This window comes from Sphingomonas sp. GW821-FHT02B09 (assembly GCF_059421875.1).
This window is the reverse complement of the sequence record NZ_JBWKVV010000001.1, coordinates 1,072,194-1,091,640: the sequence shown is the minus strand read 5'-3', so window position 1 is coordinate 1,091,640 and position 19,447 is coordinate 1,072,194. Positions and strand designations below refer to the sequence as shown.

Genomic DNA, 19,447 nt, shown 5'->3' with positions numbered 1-19,447 from the left:
GGGTAGCGCGTGCAGGGACAAGCAGGGACCGATCGCGCATATGCCGTCGTCGTGATGGGCGTGAGCGGCAGCGGCAAGTCGACGCTGTCGACGCGGCTCGGCGCGGCGCTCGCCTGTCCGGTGCTGGAGGGCGACGCATTCCACTCGCGGGCCAATGTCGCCAAGATGCAGGCGGGGCATCCGCTCACAGACGAGGATCGCTGGCCGTGGCTCGACCGGCTCGGCACGGCGCTCGGCGAGGCGGCGCTGGCGGCGCCCGGCCACGTCGCGGTCGCCGCCTGTTCTGCGCTCAAGCGCAGCTATCGCGAGCGGCTGTCCGCCGCCTCGGCGGTGCCGCTGCTGTTCGTGCTGCTCGACACCGGCGCGGCCGAAATCGCCCGCCGGATGGAGACGCGCTCGGGCCATTATATGCCGCCCAGCCTGCTCGGCAGCCAGCTCGCCACGCTCGAACGCCCGGCGGCGGACGAACCTGCGGTGACGCTCGACGCCGCCCGGCCGGTGGAGGTGCTGACCGCGGAGGCGCTGGCGTGGATCGGCGACCGGCAACCCGCGGTCGCAGGTTCGGACCACCGGATATCCCACCGTTCGCCCTGAGCCCGTCGAAGCCTGTCCTGGGCGACGCCGCAGGCGGCGGAGAGTCTCAGGCCCTTCGACAGGCTCAGGGCGAACGGCGCGGGTAGGGAAACGCTCGACGACCAACTCGCCATACGTGAGCAGCCCGTGCCCAACGAGCCCTCGGTGACGCTCGACGCCGCCCGGCGGGTGGAGGTGCTGACCGCGGAAGCGCTGGCGTGGATCGGCAACCGGCGCCCTCCGCTCGCAGGTGCAGACCACCACATATCCCACCGTTCGCCCTGAGCCTGTCGAAGGGCAGGTGAGACTCAGGCCCCTATACCGGCTGAAGGCCAACGGCGAGGATAGGGAAACGCTCGGCGACTGAGGGAACCCGGCCTGCCTCACGGCATCAGCCGCTTGCGCCCCTGCGACAGATGCCAGCGCATCGCCAGCGCGGCGCCGTCGGCATCGCGGGTGCGGATCGCATCGACGATCGCGTCATGCTCCGCCATCATCGCGCCGATCACCTCGGGCGGTCGCGAGCGCGAGATGTCGACGCCGGCACGCAGGATGCGCATCACCTCGTCCTGCAGATGGTCGAACACCGGCACGAAGGCGGAATTGCCCGTCGCCTCGACGATCGCGCGGTGGAGCAGCCAGTCCTCGTCATGCGCTGGCGCGTTCGACAGCAGGGCGCTGCGCAACGCCGCCAGCGTGCGTTCGATCTCGTCGAGCTGCTGCGGCGAGCGGCGCTGCGCCGCGAGCCTCGCCGCCTCCGATTCGAGCACGAAGCGGACCTCGTAGGTGCCGAGCGTCTTGGCGAGCGCATCCATCGGCATGTGCGTGCTCAGCCGCTCCGACGGCCGCCGCTGCACGTAGGAGCCGGCGCCACGCCGCGCCGCGGTGATCCCGTCCGAGGCGAGCCGCGCCAGCGCCTCGCGGACGATCGTCCGCGACACGCCGAACGACGCGGCGAGCCGCGATTCGGAGGGCAGGCGGTCGCCGATCGCGAGCCGCTCGTCGTTGATGATGGCGACGATCGCGGTGTACGCGCGATCGACCAGCCGGACTTCGCTCATGGCTGTCTTCCCCCGCGCGTGTCAGACGACATAACTGAGCGCGATCACCAGCGCGAGCCCGACCACCGAAATCGTCGTCTCGAGCAGCGACCAGGTCCTGAACGTGTCCGCGGTGCTAGTGCCGACATAGCTTTTCACCAGCCAGAAGCCGGGATCGTTGACGTGGCTGAAGAACACCGAGCCCGCGCCGATCGCCAGCACCACCAGCTCCGGCGAGACGCCCGATCCGGCGACGACGCCCGGCATGATGCCGACCGCGGTGATCGTCGCCACCGTCGCCGACCCGGCGGCGAGGCGGATGCCGACCGCGACCAGCCAGCCGAGCAGCAACGGCGACACCGCATACATCAGCACCAGCCGCGCGAGCAGATCGGACAGGCCGGCGCTGACCAGAACCTGCTTCAACGCGCCGCCGGCGCCGATCGCCAGCAGGATCGCGCCGGCGGCCGCCATCGTCTCGTGCCACACCGCGTCCTGGATCTTCGCCTCGCGCAGCCGCCGGCCGAACAGCAGGGGGAGCGCGAGCAGGTTGGTGACGAGCAGCGCGATCACCGGATTGCTCGCCGCGACCAGCCAGCCGGTGCCCTTCAGCCCCGGCGCCATCTGGCCGAGCTCGCCGGTGGCGATCAGCAGCACCGGCAGCAGCACGATCGCCAGCGACGCCAGCCGCCCCGGCGTCGCGAGATCGAGCCGGTGGTCGTGGAGCAGCGGCGGCGCGAGGCGGACCCCCGGGGTGACGAAGCGGGCGAGCACCGGGCCGGCGAGGATCGCGGTCGGAATGGCGATCAGGATGCCGTACAGCATCGTCTTGCCGAGATTGGCGCCGAGCGCCTCGACCGCGAGCAGCGGACCGGGATGCGGCGGCACCAATGCGTGGACGACGCCGAGCCCGGCGAGCGCGGGCATGATCAGCCGCAGCTTGGCGGCGTCGCGGTCGGCGTCGTCCGCGCCGGCCATCGCTTCGGCGGCGGCGACGACGATCGGCAGCAGCAGCACGAGCCCGGTCTCGAAGAACAGCGGCAGACCGATGACGATCGCAATGCCGAGCGTCGCCCATGGTGCGGCGCGCGCGCCGGTCAGCCGCAGCGCGATCTGCGCCAGCGCCGCGGCGGCGCCCGACAGGTGCAGCATCGCACCGAGCGACAGGCCGAGCGCGACGACCAGCCCGGTGCCGCCGATGATGTCGCCGACGCCCTTCTGCACCGCCTTGGCGATATCGGGCAGTGGCAGCCCGGCGAACAGCCCGACCGCGAACGCGCCGCACAACAGGCCGATGAAGGGATGCAGCCGCCCGCGCACGATCATCAGCACCGCGAGCAGGATACCGGCCAGCGCCGCGACGACGAGACGGATGTCCGCGCCGGTCATCGCGACACCGCCGCGGCGGGGGGGCGGTTCGACTGGGGGAGTGTTCCCACCCATCTCGTCACCCCGGACTGGTTCCGGGGTCCACTCCGCGGCGAGGCGAATGGCTTGAAGCGGTACGATGAGCCTGCGGCCCGGTGGACCCCGGAACCAGTCCGGGGTGACGGCGCGCGGGGGGAGGGCGTGGGAGTGCCACGATCCCGTGCGCGCGACGTCGCCTCACGTTCCAACCGCGGCGACATGCGCACTTCGGCGCTGGCCTGCCTGTGCCGCATCGACACCCTCCCTCCGTTTCGGCGACGCCTTCGTCTGCCGTTCTCCTTCTATCTGTAGGACAGGTTTTTGCCGTCCGCCAAGAAAAAAGGCTTGATCCCCACAGGTTGTCGAGATCATACAGGAAATCTGTCTAACCGAATCCGGCCCAAACATCGGATCGATCGACCAAAATGGAGCGTCCGACACGGGCGACCGCCGGCTTATGGCCACCAGAGGAGGATGACGATGGAAGGGACTTCCCCGATCGCCCGCCAGCCCGCGATCAACGCCGCTGCGGCGCCGGTTGCGGCCTGTGCGCTCGACCAGTTGACGCCGACGCAGATGAAGGTGCTGCGCGGTGTCCACTCCGGCTTGCTCAACAAGCAGATCGCCTACGATCTCGGCATCGCCGAGGCGACGGTGAAGGCGCACATGACCGCGCTGATGCGCAAGCTCAACGTGCGCAACCGCACGCAGGTCGCGCTGGCCGCACAGACTTTGGGCCGCCGCGCCTCCTGAGCCTCTTCCGCCGGTCCGGCGGACCGTGCGGCACGACCGATCCCGGGGAGACCTTCATTGAAGCATATCTGGCTGCTCGGCGCAGCGGCGCTCGTCGCGCCTGCGCCCGCTCTGGCGGCGACGACGTCCGTCTACCTGACCGCGCCCAAGGACGCGCGGGCGATCACCGTCCGCGGCGTCGGCGACGGCCGCGCCGACGACAGCGTCGCGCTCCAGCAGGCGATCGATGCCGCGGCGCAGGGCGGTAAGGGCGGGATCGTCTTCCTGCCTTCGGGCCGCTACCGGATCAGCCGGACGATCTTCGTGCGGTCCGCGGTGCGCATCTTCGGCATCGGCGCGACCCGGCCGGAGATCGTGCTCGGCGACAATAGCGAGGGCTTCGGCGCGGGCGTGGCGGCGATGCTCGCCTTCACCGGCGAGGATCAATATCGCGTCGGCAAGGCGCCGGTGCCGCCGCGCACCAGCGTGCCGTTCGATCCCGCCATCTTCGACGCCACGTCGAGCACCTTCTATTCGGCGCTCGCCAACGTCGATTTCCGCATCGGCGAGGGCAATGCCGGCGCGGTGGCGGTGCGCTTCCGCGTCGCGCAGCACGGCTATATCCGCCATGCCGACTTCCACATCGGCTCGGGCCTCGCCGGCATCTATCAGGCGGGCAACGAGTGCGAGGACCTGCGCTTCTTCGGCGGCCGCTACGGCATCATGTCGGAAAAGACCTCGCCGGCGTGGCAGTTCACGCTGATCGATTCCGAATTTCAGGGCCAGCGGGATGCGGCGATCCGCGAACATGAGGTCGACCTGACGCTGGTCAACGTCGCGATCCGCGACACCCCGGTCGGCATCGAGATCGACCGCGGCTATTCTGATTCGCTGTGGGGCAAGGACGTCCGCTTCGAGAACGTATCGCAATCGGCGGTGCTGATCTCGGAGAAGAAGAGCGTCTTCACGCAGATCGGCTTCGACAATGCGATCGGCATCGACACGCCGACCTTCGCGCGCTTCCGCGACAGCGGCACAACCGTCGCGGGCAAAGGCGCGCGCTACCGCGTCAGCGATTTCTCCTACGGCCTCAAGCTGGCGGGGCTGGGAACGATCGGCGATTATGCCACCGACGTGACGATAGCGCCGCTCGCCCGCGTGCCGGCGCGACCGCGGCCGGCGATCGCCGCGCTGCCGCCGGTCAAGGCGTGGGCGAACGTCCACGATCTTGGCGTCAAGGGCGACGACACCACCGACGACACCGCCGCGCTGCAACGCGCGATAGACACGCATCGCGTACTCTATCTGCCGATGGGCCGGTATCGCGTCACCGACACGCTGAAGCTGCGCCCCGACAGCGTGCTGATCGCGCTCCACCCCAGCCTCACCCACGTCTATCTGCCCGACGAAACCCCCGCCTTCATGGGCGTCGGCGGCGCCAAGGCGCTGATCGAGAGTGCCAAGGGCGGCAATGCCATCGTCCATGGCCTCGGCCTGTGGACCGGCGGGGTCAATCCGCGCGCGACCGCTTTGCTGTGGAAGGCGGGCGAGGCGTCGATGGTCAACGACGTCAAGATCCAGGGCGGCGGCGGCACTTTGCTGACCAAGGGCAGCCCGATCGGCTTCGGCGATCCGCGCGCGCGCTTCGACGGCCAATATCCCAGCATCTGGGTGACCGACGGCGGCGGTGGCACCTTCTCGGCGCTCTGGTCGCCCAATACCTTGGCGTCGGCGGGCTTCTACGTCTCCGACACCAAGACGCCGGGCCACGTCTACCAGCTGTCGGCGGAGCATCACTACCGCCACGAGATCGTCCTCGACCATGTCGAGAATTGGGAGTTCCTCGCACCGCAAACCGAGCAGGAAGTCCGCGACGGCGTCAACGCGATCTCGACCGAATTCCGCAACTCGCGCAACATCCTCTTCGCCAATTACCACGCCTATCGCGTCACCCGCTCGATCAAGCCGATGGACACCGCGGTGCGGCTCTACGACTCGGGCGACATCCGCTTCCGCAACGTCCATGTGAACGCCGAGAGCGGCTTCGCCAGCTGCGACGCCAAGGGCTGCGGCACCTATTTGCGCGCGAGCAAATATCCGTTCGAGAATGCGATCAAGGACATGACGCGCCAGCAGGAGGTGCGCGAGCGCGAGTTCGCGAAGCTCGACGTGCCGGCCGCGCCGGCGACCGCGGCCGCCGCCTCGGCCATCCCGGTCTCACCGGGCGTGCGCAAGCTGGCCGACGGCTTCTATTCGATCGCGGGCGCGGCGACCGACAAGGTCGGCAAACTCTATTTCATCGACCGCTTCTTCCAGCGCATCCACGGCTGGTCGCAGGCGGAAGGACTGACGACGCTGGCCGACGCGCCGCTCGACGCGGTCAATCTCGCGGTCGACCGATCGGGGTCGCTGCTCGTCCAGTCGTCGGCGGGGCGCGACGGCAGCGTCTACAGCATCGATCCCGCCAGGCCCGCCGAGGTCCGCGTCATCGCGCCGACCCCAGTGCGCGCCGGCCGCAAGGCGGCGACGCTGCTGCCGGTCAACGTCTGGGCGAACGGCGAATTCGCCGATCGCATCGATCCCAGGACCTATACCTATCCGACGATCGCCGACTTCTTCACCGGCAAGATGGGCGAGGCCAAGGCGCAGGAATATGTCTCGCCCGACGGATCGCTCGCGCTGCCCGCGTTCCGCGTCTGGAACCAGGGGCCGGACGATCACCAGGGCTGGCGCTGGTCCGACACGCTCGATTCCTACGGCTTCGTCGCGGCGGCGCCGGGCAGCCGGGTGACGCTGACCAACGGGTCGGAGAACCGCACCTACAGCGGTCTGGTCGGCGAGGGCGGGCAGGTCACCGACCTCAAGGTCGTCGCCGACCGCGGCGGCGAGAGCGTCGCACGGGATGATGCGGGCAACCTCTACGTCGCCAACGGACAGGTGTTCGTCTACGGCGCCGACGGCGCGCTGCAGCGGCGGATCGACGTGCCCGAACGCCCGCTGCAACTGGTGATCGGCGGCACCGACCGGAAGACGCTGTTCATCCTGACGCACCACACGCTGTACGCGACGGACCTCTGATCAGGGGCCAGGGTGGGCGGGGGTCGCTGCCCACCCGGTCAGACGCAGGCCGTCACAGTTTTGTCTCTGGCGGTCGCTTCGATACCAATGTCGGATGTAGCCGCTGGTGACCCCTACGAGAATCGAACTCGTGCTTTCGCCGTGAGAGGGCGACGTCCTAACCGCTAGACGAAGGGGCCGTGTGCGGTGAGCGAGCGCCTTTAGGCCGCGGGGGCGGGGGCGTCAAGCGGCAATCGCCGACGCCCCCATATTCAACCGGCTTAGGCCGCGGCCTTGCGGCGTTCGGCCATTTCCTCGTTGAGCATCTCGGCGAGCAGGAAGGCGAGTTCCAGGCTCTGGCCGGCGTTGAGGCGCGGGTCGCAGTGCGTGTGGTAGCGATCCGCGAGGCTCTGCTCGGTGACGTCGATCGCACCGCCGGTGCATTCGGTGACATTCTGGCCGGTCATCTCGGCGTGAATGCCGCCGGCGTGCGTGCCCTCGGCGCGATGCACCGCGAAGAAGCCGCGCACCTCGGCGAGGATCCGGTCGAACGGCCGCGTCTTGTAGCCGGTCACCGCCTTGACGGTGTTGCCGTGCATCGGGTCGCAGCTCCACACCACCGGATGGCCTTCACGCGTCACCGCGCGGACCAGCTTCGGCAACGATGCCTCGATCTTGTCGTAACCGTAGCGGGTGATCAGCGTCATGCGGCCCGGCACGCGGCCGGGATTGAGCGTGTCGAGCATGCGGAGCAGTGCGTCGGGGTCGAGGCTCGGCCCGCACTTCACGCCGATCGGATTGCCGATGCCGCGCAGGAATTCGACGTGCGCCGAGCCCTCGAAGCGGGTGCGGTCGCCGATCCACAGGAAGTGCGCGCTGGTGTCGTACCAGTCGCCGGTCAGCGAATCCTGCCGGGTCAGCGCCTCTTCGAACGGCAGCAAGAGCGCTTCGTGGCTGGTGTAGAAATGCGTCTGCGCGAGCTGCGGCACCGTCTCGGGATCGATGCCGCAGGCGGCCATGAACTCGAGCGCCTCGCCGATGCGGTCAGCGGTCTCGGCATATTTCTTCGACCACGGGCTGCGGCCCATGAAGTCATGCGTCCAGCGATGCACCTGATGCAGGTTGGCATAGCCGCCCTGCGCGAAGGCGCGGAGCAGGTTGAGCGTCGCCGCGGACTGCGAATAGGCGCGGATCATCCGCTGCGGATCGGGGATGCGGCTTTCGGGGGTGAAGGCGATGTCGTTGACGTTGTCGCCGCGATAGCTCGGCAGCTCGACGCCATCGATCGTCTCGTTCGGGGCGGAGCGCGGCTTTGCGAACTGGCCGGCCATGCGGCCGAGCTTCACCACCGGCAGCTTCGACGCATAGGTCAGCACCACCGCCATCTGCAGGATGACGCGGAAGGTGTCGCGGATGTTGTTGGCGCTGTGCTCGGCAAAGGATTCGGCGCAATCGCCGCCCTGCAGCAGGAACGCCTTGCCGGCGGCGACATCGGCGAGTTCGGCGGTGAGATTGCGCGCTTCGCCGGCGAAGACGAGCGGCGGAAAGGTCGCCAGCGTGTCGGTCGCGCGGGCCAGCGCCGCGGCGTCGGGATAGTCGGGAAGCTGGCGGGCCTCTGCCTTGGTCCAGCTGTCGGGGGCCCAGTTCGCGGCCATGATCTGTCGTCCTTCGGGTCTAAACGCGTCGCGACATGCGCCCAAAACGGCCTTGACGCAATGAAGGAAGGCTTTGGCGTCGCATGGCGGGGGCTTTGTCGGTGCCGTCGGCGGCGACGGATGCTGGCGGAGTCGACCGCCGGTCTGCTAGCAGGCTGATCCGGTTTGGGGCCATGGGGGACGGGCGATGAGACGGGCGATGATGATCCTGGCGCTGGCGACCGCTGCGCCAAGTGCCGCGCGCGATTTGCCGGTGCCGCCGGACAAGAGCTGGCAACATGCGGAGACCGGATTGATCCTGCGGCCTCAGCTCGCCGGCCTGCCGCGCGGCGCGCTGACCGACGCCACGCAGAGCGAACACGATGTCGCCGCGCAATTCGAAGCGCCGGATGGCAGCGTCAGCGCGACGGTCTACCTCTTCCATCCGGCGGTTGCCGACGTCGCGCTGTGGTTCGACCGGTCGCGTACCGCGATCGAGAGCCGCGACCTGTTCCGCAATGCGGCGCCGGCGTCCGCGGATCCGATCGCCTTCGCCGCGCCGGGTGCGACCGCCGCGTCGTCCTTGCGGCAAGTGTATGCCAATGCCGGCAAGGGGTATCGCAGCACCGCGCTGGCGGTCGTCCCGGTGGGCGAGTGGATCGTCAGTATCCGGATGAGCGCCAAGGCGCTGACCGCCGAGTTGCTCGACGCGCAATTGCAGCAGGCGATCGCGACGATCCACTGGCCACGGCCGGCCGGTACCGTGGCGCAAGCGGCGACGCCGATCAGGGCGTGCGCCACGCCGCTGGTCTTCGCGCACGCCAAGCCGATCAAAGCCGCGGGCGGCGACATGCTGATGGCGTTGCTCGCCGGGGGGATCGCGGCGAAGGCGAAGGCCGATCCCGCCACGCCGCCCGAACCGCAAATCGTGTGGTGCCGCGAGGGCGAGGCGCGCCTCGAATATGGCGTCTATCGCGCCACTGGGGCGGGCTATGAGATGGCGTTGTACGATGCGGGCCGGACGGTCAGCGTCTATCCGTCGCTGATGGGCCAGATCGACAAGAGCGGAACCTATACGGTGGCGCTGACCGACGTCGACGGCACGGTGTCGAGCTTCCCGTCCTTCGACGGATTGCCGACCCCCAAACAGGTGTGGGAGCTGGTCGCCAGCGGCAAGCGCAACGGCGTGTCGAAGGGCAATCGGGTGACCATCGATGCCAAGGCTCTTCGGTAGACGAAGCGTATCGAAGGTTTCGCAGGCGAACGCGCTGTTCTAGGGCGGCGGGATGAACAAGGCTCTGCTGTGCATCGCGCCCATATTGCTCGGAATCGGCAGCCCGTCGCCGGCCCGGGCGCAGGATAGCGCCGTGACCTTCACGGCGTTGCGCGCGGTGGACGGGCGGATGGCGGGGATCGCCTATCGGCTGACCACCGCCAACGTCGCGCTGTGCCGCGAGACGGCGCCGACGCCGGGCTGGGCGATCCATGCGATCGACCAATATGACGCGCCGCTGCGTGACCAGGCGCGCCGCAGCTTCGGGTTCGAGACGCCGATCGCGGTCGAGGCGGTGGTGCCGGGCTCGCCCGCGGCCGCCGCGGGGGTGCGCGAGGGCGATTCGATCGTCGCGATCGACGGCAAGCGGGTCGATGGCGCGGCATCGGGAAAGACCGCGACCAGCGCCGCGCGCGACGCGGTGACCGCGACGATCGCCGCCTTGCCTGCCGACCGGCCGCTGCGCATCGACCTGTTGCGCGACGGCAAGCCGCGCAGCGTCAGCATCGCTGCGTCGCCGGGGTGTCGCAGCGCGTTCGAGGTACTGCTCGGGCCGGGGATGGACGCATCGGCCGACGGGCGGATCGTGCAAATCGCGGTGCGCTTCTTCGAACGCTATACCGACGACGAGGTCGCGGTGGTCGTCGCGCACGAACTGGCGCACAACATCCTCCATCACGCCACGCGGCTCGATGCCGCCGGGGTGAAGCGCGGTCTGCTATCGGAGGTTGGCCGTAACGGCCGGCTGTTCCGCCTGACCGAGGATCAGGCCGATCTGCTCGGCATGTATCTGCTGCGCAACGCCGGCTACGACCCACGGATCGCGGTGCGCTTCTGGCGCGACCATGGCGGCGACGTCGACGGCGGGCTGTTCCGCAGCCGCACGCATCCGTCCTCGGCGGCACGCGCCAAAGCGCTGGAGGCGGAGATCGCGCGCATCCCGGCGAATGCCCCGAAGCCGTACGTGCCGCCGATCATCGCGACGGTGGATCAGCCGCTGGAATAAGCGGACGCGAACCGTCTCCGGTTACGGCGCCACCTTCCAGTCCCAGCCGAGCGGATCGCCGTCCATCACCTCGACCCCCAGCGCGGCGAGGTCGTCGCGGATCGCGTCGGAGCGCGGGAAGTCCTTGGCCGCGCGCGCGTCGCGACGATCCGCGAGCCGTGCCGCGATCCCGGCTTCGTCGATGCCGGCGCTGGCCGGGCGGACGCGCAGGTCCTCGCGCGACAGCGTCGTCAGGCCGAGGCCGAGCACCGCATCGAAATCGCCGAGCGCAGCCAGTCTGCCGGCGGGGCTGATCGCTTTGTCGGCGAGCAATTCGTCGAGCACCGGCAACGCCTTGGGCGTATTGAGGTCGTCGGACACCGCCGCATCGAGCCGCTCGATATAGGGCGTGGCGGACGCCGCGCCCTTGCCCTCGCCGCGCGCGCGGAGCGCCGCGACGGTCTGCACGTAGCGTTTCAGCCGCGTCTGCGCCGCGGCGAGATTCTCCCACGAAAATTCCAGCTCGCTGCGATAATGCGCCTGCAGGCACATCAGGCGATAGGCGAGGGGGTGGAAGCCACGCTCGACCAGCGTCGGCAGGATGAGGAACTCGCCCGAGGATTTGGACATCTTGCCGGTGCGATCGACGAGGAAGTTGTTGTGCATCCATAGCGTCGCGCCGGTGTCGGCGGTGCCGCTGAACGCCTGATTCTGCGCGATCTCGTTGGGGTGGTGGATCTCGCGATGGTCGATGCCGCCGGTATGGATGTCGAAATGCGCGCCGAGATACTTGCGGCTCATCACCGAACATTCGAGATGCCAGCCGGGCGCGCCGCGGCCCCACGGGCTGTCCCATTCCATCTGGCGGTGCTCGCCCGGTGCGCTCGTCCGCCAGATCGCGAAGTCGGCGGCGTGGCGCTTGCCCGCCACTGTCTCGATCCGGCCCTCGGCGGGGCCGTCGTCGCGCGTCCCGGCGAGCCGGCCGTAATCGGGCACGGTCGAGGTGTCGAAATAGAGGCCGTCGGGAAGCCGGTAGCAATGTTTCTCTGCGATCGCCTCGCCGAAGGCGATCATGCCGGCGACGTGATCGGTGGCGAGCGGGAAGCGGGCGGGATCGCGGACGTTGAGGTCCTTGAGGTTCGCCTTGAACGCCTGCGTATAATGCGCGGCGACCGCCCAGATGTCGCGACCGCTGGCGCGCGCCGCCGCCTCCATCTTGTCGTCGCCGGCGTCGGCGTCGCTGGTCAGATGGCCGACGTCGGTGATGTTGATGACATGGGTGAGGCCATAGCCCTTCCACGTCAGCACCCGCCCGAGCGTGTCGGTGAACAGATAGGCGCGCAGATTGCCGATATGCGCATAATGATAGACCGTCGGCCCGCACGAATAGATGCGGACGTCGGCGGGGTCGGCGGGCTGGAACAGCTCCGCCATGCGGGTCAGGCTGTTGTGGAGCGTCAGCGGCGTCATGCGGGCGCTCTAGCCCGGCGGAGGCGTCCGCGCCAAGGGGCCTGCGATCAGCGCCGCAGCGGCAGATCGTCGCGCAGATAGACGAGCAGATGCGCGTCCTCGCGCGGGACGGTCAACACCCGGCGATAGCCGGCGGCGAGCGCCTGCGTCATCGCCGCCTGGCTCGCGCGGTTCCACGGCGCCATCGGCGCATCCATCGTCACGATCACCGGCGGCCGGCGGGCGAGGATGCGGCGTACCTCGGCGGCCTCGTCGATGCCGGTGGCGCCCTGTTCGGCTTCATAGGCCAGCGTCGAGGGGAAGGCGTAGGCGGTCGGGATGCAGGCGTCGGCGAGATGGTAGAGGATGGCGTCTCCGGCGAAGACATAGGGACAGCCGCCGCGGTCGTTCGCCGCCATCACCCGCGCCACCGCGCGCGCCGATGCGGCCTCGGTCGGCACCAGCGCCACCCGTACGACGAACAGCAGCAGGCCGTAGCCGAGCAGCGCCACGGGTGCCGCCCGGTAACGGCCGAGCGCCACGCCGGCGATCATCGCCAGCGGCACCATCAGCGGCAGCGCATAATGATCGAAGAAGGCGCCGATCATCGCGAAGGCGACGAGCGCCGCAGCGAGCCAGCCGAAGGCGATACCCATCTCGGGCCGGCGCGGCCGCACGCGCCACGCGAGCGCTGCGCAAGCGATGAACGGCAGCAATTGCGCGGTGGTGCCCGCGAGCCGTGCGGCGATCTTGGCGGCGGGATAGCCCTTGCGCAGCGACACCGAGGCGAAATTGGCGAACCAGAAGGCGTCGAACGCCGCCGGCCCCTGTGACCGGTAGAACAGCACGACCGCTGCGGTCGGCACGATGCCGAGCACCGCCCACACCAACGCCGCTGCCGAGAGCGGCGCGAGCGAAGTGCCGGCGCGGCGGAGATACCAGAGGTGGACGAGCCCGAAGAACGCGCCTTCGACCACCGGCGTATATTTGGTCTGGATCGCGAGACCCGCAAGCAGGCAGGCGGCGCAGCCATTGGCGACGATCGCGCCGCCGGCACCACGCGCGGCGAGCTGCGGCAGGCGCAGCGTCAGCACCGCAGCGGCGGCGACGAACAGATTGTAGAAGACCGGCGACTGCCCGCCGCGCCCGCTGAGCAACGACAGCCACAGCACATAGGCGAGGCCGGCGACCAGCGCCCCGCGCGGCGTCGCGCCGAGCCGCCGGCTGCCGCGCGTGACCAGCCAGGCGGTCGCCGCGGCGAACAGCGTCGCGACGAGCTGATAGGCGAGGATGCCGTCGCCGGGCAGCAGCCGCATCGCCGCGAAGATCAGGAACAGCCCCAGCGGCTTGCGGTCCCATAGATCGACATAGGGCAAGGCGCCGTGGAGCAGGCGGTCGCCGACGAGCAGATAATATTGCTCGTCGACGTGGATGATCGGATTGCCGAAGTCGCGACCGCGCAGCAGCAGCGCCCAGCCGAGCAGCAGCAGGAAGGTCGCCACGGCGCCGGGCCGGCTGGCGGGGACGCTCGTCGCTGCGGCCGGGGAACGCGCCATGGAGATCATGGCGCCCCCATAAATCCGGCGATCCCTACCGTCATGCAGCATTTTTTTCGGGGGCAGGTGTGGAATGTCCAGATCGGCATCGTCTGTCATTCGGGGCATCGCAGCGACTGACGCGCGGCGCCGACATGGCCTTCCGGGGGGTAGACCATGTCGGCATGCGTCGCAGTCCGCGATGCCGCCAGGACCGTCTGCCGGGGGCATCATGTTTCTGATCAACGACCACGATCCGATGTCCCGCAGCGCGGCGGGGTCGTCGATCGCCGCGCGGCGGCTGGATCGCCGGCCGACACCGCTGTGGACGGTGCTGATCCCGTTCTTCAACGAACGCGACTATCTCGCCGCGACGATCGCCAGCCTCGCCGCGCAGAGCGTGCGCGCGATCCTGATCCTGGTCGATAACGGGTCGACCGACGGCAGCGCCGAGGTGGCACGCGCCGCGGTCCGCGCGCACGGGCTCGATGCCCTCGTCATCACCGAGACGACGCCGGGCAAGGTCGCGGCGCTGCGCACGGGGCTCGGCTGGGTCCGGACGCGCTATGTCGCGACCTGCGACGCCGACACGCTCTACCCGCCGCACTATCTCGCCGAGGCGGAGCGGCTGTTGCAGCGCGACCGCTGCGTCGTCGCCGGCGCCTATTTCGTCGACCCCGGCGCCGATCAGGCGGCGCTCGATGCCGAGGCGCGCAAGATCCTGTCGGCGGCCAAGCTGCTGCCGCGGCAATGTCATGCCGGCGGCGCCGGCCAGTGCTTCGACGTCGAGACGCTGCGCGCGGTCGGCGGCTTCGATGCCGCGATCTGGGGCTATATCCTCGAGGATCACGAGGTCATCCACCGCACGATGGCGCGGGGCCGGATGCTCTATTCGCAGGATCTGTGGTGCATGCCCTCGCCACGCGAGCGCGACCGCGATTCGATCCGCTGGACGCTGTTCGAACGGCTGGTCTATTCGGCGACCGCGCCGTGGGCGGGCAGCTGGTTCTTCTATCGCTTCCTCGCGCGCCGGCTGCAGCGCCGCAAGCTGCTCAGCGTCCAGATCCGCGAGCGCGCGCATCAATGTGTGGAGGGTGCGGCCGTTGCGTAACCTGGTCCTGTGCGCCGACGATTTCGCTTATTCCCGCGGCGTGAGCGAGACGATCGCCGAGCTGGCGGCGAACGGCAAGCTCAACGCGACTAGCTGCATGACGCTGATGCCGGGGTGGATGGACGATGCCGCATTGCTTCGCGACCTGCCGGCGCACGTCTCGATCGGGCTGCACCTGACGCTGACGCAGGAACGGCCGCTGACCGACATGCCGCTGTTCGCACCCGACGGCAGATTGCCCGAGATCGATCCGCTCGCCGGCCGCGCCGCACGCCGGCAATTGCCGCTGGAGGAGATCGCGGCCGAGATCGCCGCGCAGTTCGACGCCTTCACCGCGGCGATGGGCCGCGCGCCCGATTTCGTCGACGGCCACCAGCATTCGCACGCCTTGCCGGGCATCCGCGACATCGTGCTGTTCGAGACGGCGAGCCGCGCGCCCGAAGCCTGGGTGCGCGACTGCACCGATCGGGTCGATGCGATGTTGGCGCGGCCGTTCGTCGGCAAGGCGATCGGCAGCGCCTTCCATTCGCGCGGGCTGCGCCGGGCGGCGGCGCGCTATCGCTTGCGCTGCAACGACAGTTTCGCCGGCCACTATGATTTCTCGACGGATTACAAGCGGTTGTTCCCGCGCTTCCTGCGGCGGGCGGCGGGCATGCATCTCGTCATGTGTCATCCGGGGGCGGGCAGGCGCGCCGGCGACGCGATCGCCGAGGCGCGGCCGCGCGAAGCGGACGTCTTGCGGAAATGGCCGATAGCGGACATGGCGGCGGCGGAAGGGCTGGCGTTTCCAGCCTGACGGGAGCGCGGACGCAGATTGGCCGACGGCGGACTTCGCGCCATCTTCCTCGAACAACGCGCGATGTTGTCGCGTCTGTTGACGGCGCGGCTCGGGAACCGCGACGATGCGGAGGATGCGCTGCAGGACATGTGGTTGCGGATCGACCAGCTCGCCGATCAGCCGATCGCGCAGCCGGCCGCCTTCCTGTATCGCGTCGCCAGCAACCTGGCGACCGACCGGCGGATCGCCGCCGCGCGCCGCGGCGCCCGCGAGGCGGCGTGGCTGGAGGAGCAGCCGACCGCCAACGACCTGCCCGATGCGGAACGGACGCTGGTGATGCGCGACGAGCTGCGCGCGATCGAGGCGGCGATCGCCGACATGCCCGAACGGATGGCCACCGCATTGCGACTATATCGCGTTGAAAACAGGCCGCAACGCGCCATCGCCGAGCAATTGGGGATCAGCGTCAGCGGTGTCGAGAAGCTGTTGCAGCGGGCGTATCGGATTATTCATGCCCGCGCCGAACAGAATGCTGCGGATATGCCGGTGGCGCATCGTCATGATGATGGAAGGGGGCAGCGCCTGTGAGCCGTGACGCACCGAACATCATCGACCAGGCGATCGCCTGGCATCTGCGCCAGGAGCATATGGCGGCGGAGGATTGGGAAGGCTTCGTCGCCTGGCTCGAGACCCCGGCCCATGCGCGCGCGTATGACGCGGTGGCGATGCGCGACCGGCTGGTCGCCGCGGCGGCGTTTCCCGAACCCGATGCGATGCCGATTGCGGCGAACGACGACCAGCCGGCCTCGCGCGGCTGGTGGCGATTGGCGGGCGGCGGCGCGATCGCCGCGGCACTCGCCCTTTGGCTGGTGCCGACGACGTTCGGCTCGTACGCGGCCGAGACCGTCTATGCCACAAGCGACGGCGAGCGGCGCGACGTCCGCCTGGCCGACGGGACGCAGATCGCGCTCAACGGCGGCAGCCTGCTGCGGGTGAGCGGCACCGATCCGCGCAGCGTCGCGCTCGATCGCGGCGAGGCGACGCTCCACGTCGTCCACGATGAAACGCATCCGTTCGAGCTGCGCGCCGGCGACCAACTGATCCGCGATCTCGGCACCACCTTCGACGTGCTGCACACCGGCGAGCGCCTCTCGGTCGCGGTGGCGGAGGGGTCGGTGCTGTTCCAGCCCGACGGCGCCGGGCTGCGGCTCGGCGCCGGCGACACGGTGACGATGGCCGCCGACCGCCGTATTGTCCGCAGCACGCTGCCGACCGCCGCGGTCGGCGGCTGGCGCAGCGGCGATCTCAGTTTCGAGGGGATACCGGTCGGCGAGGTCGTGGCGAGCCTGCGTCGGCAGCTCGGCGTCGACCTGCGTATCGTCGGCGACTTGTCGCGCCGCCCGTTTACCGGCATGATCCACGTCACAGGCGCTGCCGATCGCGACGTACCGCATCTGGCCGAACTGATCGGGGCGACATGGCGGCGTAATGGCGAAGGCTGGGTATTGGCGGACCGCGCTACCGCGACACGTTAAGCTCGTTTCCGCCGCCTTCGCGGCCGCCGCTTGCCTGCCGTCGATCGCGCGCGCGCGCGATGCGGCGATCACCGTCGCCATCCCGGCGACGACGCTCGACGCGGCGGTGTTGACGCTGGCGCGGAGCAGCGGCGTCGAGATCGTCAGTACCGAGCCGGGGCTCCACGCCATCCGCTGCCGTCCGCTACGCGGAACGATGCCCGTCGCGCGGGCGCTCGCGCGGCTGCTCGCCGACACCGGCTATCGCGCGGTGCCCGGGCCGGGCGGCGTCTATCGCATCGTCGCCGCGCCGCGTCGCGTGCGGCCGCCACGGCCGACGCCGCCTCGCCCCGTCCCGCCGGCGGACGTGCCCGCCGACATCGTCGTCACCGCGAGCAAGCAGCGCGTCCCCTTGCTGCGCTATCCCGGCAGCCTGACCCTGGTCGGCACGACGGCGCAGCCCAATGGCGCGACCGGGGCGATCAGCGACCTCACCAATGCGGTGCCGGTGCTGCAGAGCACGCAGCTCGGGCCGGGACGCAACAAGGTGTTCATCCGCGGCATCGCCGACAGCAGCTTCAACGGCACCACCCAATCGACCGCCAGCGTCTATCTCGACGACGTCCAGCTCAACGCCTCCGGTCCCGATCCCGGCCTGCGCCTCTACGACATGCAGGCGGTCGAGGTGATGGAGGGGCCACAGGGGACCTTGTACGGGGCGGGCGCGATCGGTGGCGTGCTGCGGCTGACCTCGAACGCGCCCCTGCTCGACCGGGTCGCCGCGGCGATGAGCGGCGGCGTCGTCGCCACGCATGGCGGCGCGGCGGGCTATGATCTGTCGGCGATGGTCAACGTGCCGCTGCTCGACGAGCGGCTGGCGCTGCGCAGCGTCGCCTATGTGGTGCGCGACGGCGGCTATATCGACGATCCGGCACGCGGGCGCGACGTCAACCGCGTCGGCACCGTCGGTGCGCGCCTCGCGCTGCGCGCCGAGCCGGGCGGCGGCTGGCGGATCGACACCAGCGGCGTCGTCCAGCGCATCCGCGCCACCGACGGCCAATATGCCGAGGTCAGCGACGGCAGCTACCGGCGCAGCAGCCGGATCGCGCAGCCGTTTGCGGACCGCTTCCTGTTCGGCCGCGTCGTCGTCGCCAAGGACTGGGACAGCGGCCTGCGCCTCGTCTCGGCGACCGGGGTGGCGGATTATCACACCGGCGAGGTGTTCGACGCGACGCCGCGCGGCGTCGGACGGCCGGTCGCCTATAATGTCGACAATGCCAAATTGCTGCTGTCGCACGAGATGCGGCTGTCGCGTTCGACCGCGGCGGGCAATTCCTGGCTCGCCGGTTTCACCCTGGTCAGCGACCGGTCGGCGCTGTCGCGTGCGCTCGGCCTGACCGGCAACCAGATGGACATCGTCGGCGTCACCAACGTCACCCGCGCCGCCTCCGCCTTCGGCGAGACGACGCTGGCAGTGACCCCGGACCTGTCGGTGACGCTCGGCGGACGCTTCACCAGCGCGCGGATCGACGGCGAGCCGTCGGCGACGCGGCGGCCGGGCGCCTATATCCGCGGCCGCTCGACGCAGCGCGCCGATCCGACGCTCGCCTTGTCCTACCGGCTCGCGCCCGATCTCGCGCTATTCGCGCGCTACCAGACGGGGTTCCGCACCGGTGGGCTGGCAGTCGCGCAGGGGATCGGCCGCGTCGCCAATTATCAGGCCGATTCGATCGCGGTTGGCGAAATCGGCATGCGCCGGCTGCGGCGCGGCACGACCGGTCTCGGCCTGTCGGTGAGCGCGTCGACCGCACGGTGGCGCGGCATCCAGGCCGATCTGCTCAACCGGCGCGGCCAGCCGTTCACCACCAATCTCGGCAACGCCAATATCCAGACGCTGGAGGCATCGCTCGACTGGGTTCCGCTCGCCGGGCTGCGCCTCGATGCGGCGGCGCTCTACACCTACAATCGGGTGCGCGGGCCGGTCGCCGACCAGTCGCGCGAGGACAATCGCCGCCTGCCCGAGACGCCGCCGTTCGCGGGTCATGCCGCGCTGAGCTACGCCTGGGGGCAGGGGCGAAGCGTCGCGCCGCGGGTCGGCGCGACGGTTGACTATGTCGGGCGGTCGGTGCTCGGCACCGGCGATCTGCTCGACGTCAGCCAGGGCGATTACACCACCCTCGGTGCCTCGGCCGGCGTGCGCTGGCGTAACCTCGACCTGACGCTCGGCCTCGACAATCTCACCGATGCGGCGGCCAATCGCTTCGCGTTCGGCAATCCCTTTGGCCTCGCCGCGCGCAATCAGGTGACGCCGTTGCGGCCGCGCAACGTGCGTCTCGGCGTGTCGGCGGCCTGGTGAGCG

General features: G+C 69.8%; 16 protein-coding genes and 1 tRNA gene. 11 read left to right on the top strand and 6 right to left on the bottom strand.

The window, feature by feature from the left end:
• Window positions 1-9 precede the first annotated feature (9 nt).
• Together AC07U4_RS05050 and AC07U4_RS05045 are read left to right on the top strand one after the other, a co-directional pair.
• Window positions 10-594 (top strand): gluconokinase, encoded by a 585-nt coding sequence (locus AC07U4_RS05050; protein WP_495194643.1) that lies wholly within the window; start codon window positions 10-12, stop codon window positions 592-594.
• A gap of 126 nt (window positions 595-720) precedes the next feature.
• Entirely contained in the window at window positions 721-858 is a 138-nt protein-coding gene (locus AC07U4_RS05045) for a hypothetical protein (protein WP_495194642.1), read from the top strand.
• Between the two features lie 98 nt (window positions 859-956).
• Here AC07U4_RS05045 and AC07U4_RS05040 read toward each other — a convergent pair whose 3' ends face one another.
• Window positions 957-1,634, bottom strand: a complete 678-nt coding sequence (locus tag AC07U4_RS05040) for a FadR/GntR family transcriptional regulator (protein WP_038660491.1) — start codon at window positions 1,632-1,634, stop codon at window positions 957-959.
• 21 nt (window positions 1,635-1,655) lie between these two features.
• Entirely contained in the window at window positions 1,656-3,002 is a 1,347-nt protein-coding gene (locus AC07U4_RS05035) for a GntT/GntP/DsdX family permease (protein ID WP_495194641.1), read from the bottom strand.
• A gap of 498 nt (window positions 3,003-3,500) precedes the next feature.
• Between AC07U4_RS05035 and AC07U4_RS05030 the strand changes: the two genes are divergently transcribed.
• Both AC07U4_RS05030 and AC07U4_RS05025 read left to right on the top strand, forming a co-directional pair.
• A complete protein-coding gene (locus AC07U4_RS05030) occupies window positions 3,501-3,773 on the top strand; it encodes a response regulator transcription factor (RefSeq protein ID WP_038660485.1) in 273 nt (90 codons plus the stop codon).
• 57 nt (window positions 3,774-3,830) lie between these two features.
• Window positions 3,831-6,830, top strand: coding sequence for a glycosyl hydrolase family 28-related protein (locus tag AC07U4_RS05025; RefSeq protein WP_495194640.1), 3,000 nt, complete (start codon window positions 3,831-3,833; stop codon window positions 6,828-6,830).
• Window positions 6,831-6,934: 104 nt separating this feature from the next.
• On the opposite strand, the gene AC07U4_RS05020 is transcribed toward AC07U4_RS05025, so the two are convergent.
• Window positions 6,935-7,009 (bottom strand) — tRNA-Glu (locus AC07U4_RS05020).
• An 81-nt stretch (window positions 7,010-7,090) separates the two neighbouring features.
• Entirely contained in the window at window positions 7,091-8,464 is a 1,374-nt protein-coding gene (locus tag AC07U4_RS05015; protein ID WP_038660482.1) for a class II 3-deoxy-7-phosphoheptulonate synthase, read from the bottom strand.
• Window positions 8,465-8,663: 199 nt separating this feature from the next.
• Here AC07U4_RS05015 and AC07U4_RS05010 point away from each other — a divergent pair, with 199 nt between their 5' ends.
• Window positions 8,664-9,677, top strand: a complete 1,014-nt coding sequence (locus AC07U4_RS05010) for a hypothetical protein (protein WP_495194639.1) — start codon at window positions 8,664-8,666, stop codon at window positions 9,675-9,677.
• Window positions 9,678-9,729: 52 nt separating this feature from the next.
• Complete coding sequence (locus AC07U4_RS05005; RefSeq protein WP_495194638.1) at window positions 9,730-10,722, top strand: M48 family metallopeptidase; 993 nt, start codon at window positions 9,730-9,732, stop codon at window positions 10,720-10,722.
• Between the two features lie 21 nt (window positions 10,723-10,743).
• Here AC07U4_RS05005 and cysS read toward each other — a convergent pair whose 3' ends face one another.
• A complete protein-coding gene (gene cysS, locus AC07U4_RS05000) occupies window positions 10,744-12,171 on the bottom strand; it encodes a cysteine--tRNA ligase (RefSeq protein WP_495194637.1) in 1,428 nt (475 codons plus the stop codon).
• Window positions 12,172-12,218: 47 nt separating this feature from the next.
• Window positions 12,219-13,706 carry an ArnT family glycosyltransferase gene (locus AC07U4_RS04995; protein ID WP_495194636.1) on the bottom strand — a complete coding sequence of 496 codons (1,488 nt, stop codon included), beginning with the start codon at window positions 13,704-13,706 and terminating at the stop codon, window positions 12,219-12,221.
• 211 nt (window positions 13,707-13,917) lie between these two features.
• Between AC07U4_RS04995 and AC07U4_RS04990 the strand changes: the two genes are divergently transcribed.
• The 5 genes from AC07U4_RS04990 (at window position 13,918) to AC07U4_RS04970 (ending at window position 19,444) form a co-directional block, all read left to right on the top strand.
• Complete coding sequence (locus AC07U4_RS04990; protein ID WP_495189819.1) at window positions 13,918-14,796, top strand: glycosyltransferase family 2 protein; 879 nt, start codon at window positions 13,918-13,920, stop codon at window positions 14,794-14,796.
• Window positions 14,789-15,592, top strand: coding sequence for a ChbG/HpnK family deacetylase (locus AC07U4_RS04985; protein ID WP_495194635.1), 804 nt, complete (start codon window positions 14,789-14,791; stop codon window positions 15,590-15,592). The genes AC07U4_RS04990 and AC07U4_RS04985 overlap by 8 nt, the downstream gene beginning before the upstream one ends.
• A gap of 63 nt (window positions 15,593-15,655) precedes the next feature.
• Window positions 15,656-16,162, top strand: a complete 507-nt coding sequence (locus tag AC07U4_RS04980) for an RNA polymerase sigma factor (RefSeq protein ID WP_495194634.1) — start codon at window positions 15,656-15,658, stop codon at window positions 16,160-16,162.
• The gene (locus AC07U4_RS04975; protein WP_495194633.1) at window positions 16,159-17,109 is read left to right on the top strand and encodes a FecR family protein; all 951 of its coding nucleotides are present in this window, start codon (window positions 16,159-16,161) and stop codon (window positions 17,107-17,109) included. Before AC07U4_RS04980 ends, AC07U4_RS04975 begins: the two co-directional genes overlap by 4 nt.
• Window positions 17,063-19,444: a TonB-dependent receptor gene (locus AC07U4_RS04970; protein WP_495194632.1), complete on the top strand. Its 2,382-nt coding sequence runs from the start codon at window positions 17,063-17,065 to the stop codon at window positions 19,442-19,444. Before AC07U4_RS04975 ends, AC07U4_RS04970 begins: the two co-directional genes overlap by 47 nt.
• The last annotated feature ends 3 nt before the right edge of the window (window positions 19,445-19,447 follow it).

Bases quoted from the DNA above. Each gene is read 5' to 3' on its own strand.
- AC07U4_RS05040 (WP_038660491.1), bottom strand. From the start codon at position 1,634: ATGAGCGAAGTCCGGCTGGTCGATCGCGCGTACACCGCGATCGTCGCC.
- AC07U4_RS05035 (WP_495194641.1), bottom strand. From the start codon at position 3,002: ATGACCGGCGCGGACATCCGTCTCGTCGTCGCGGCGCTGGCCGGTATC.
- AC07U4_RS04990 (WP_495189819.1), top strand. From the start codon at position 13,918: ATGTTTCTGATCAACGACCACGATCCGATGTCCCGCAGCGCGGCGGGG.
- AC07U4_RS05010 (WP_495194639.1), top strand. From the start codon at position 8,664: ATGATGATCCTGGCGCTGGCGACCGCTGCGCCAAGTGCCGCGCGCGAT.
- cysS (WP_495194637.1), bottom strand. From the start codon at position 12,171: ATGACGCCGCTGACGCTCCACAACAGCCTGACCCGCATGGCGGAGCTG.
- AC07U4_RS05005 (WP_495194638.1), top strand. From the start codon at position 9,730: ATGAACAAGGCTCTGCTGTGCATCGCGCCCATATTGCTCGGAATCGGC.
- AC07U4_RS04970 (WP_495194632.1), top strand. From the start codon at position 17,063: ATGGCGAAGGCTGGGTATTGGCGGACCGCGCTACCGCGACACGTTAAG.
- AC07U4_RS05015 (WP_038660482.1), bottom strand. From the start codon at position 8,464: ATGGCCGCGAACTGGGCCCCCGACAGCTGGACCAAGGCAGAGGCCCGC.
- AC07U4_RS05030 (WP_038660485.1), top strand. From the start codon at position 3,501: ATGGAAGGGACTTCCCCGATCGCCCGCCAGCCCGCGATCAACGCCGCT.
- AC07U4_RS04980 (WP_495194634.1), top strand. From the start codon at position 15,656: ATGTTGTCGCGTCTGTTGACGGCGCGGCTCGGGAACCGCGACGATGCG.
- AC07U4_RS04995 (WP_495194636.1), bottom strand. From the start codon at position 13,706: ATGGCGCGTTCCCCGGCCGCAGCGACGAGCGTCCCCGCCAGCCGGCCC.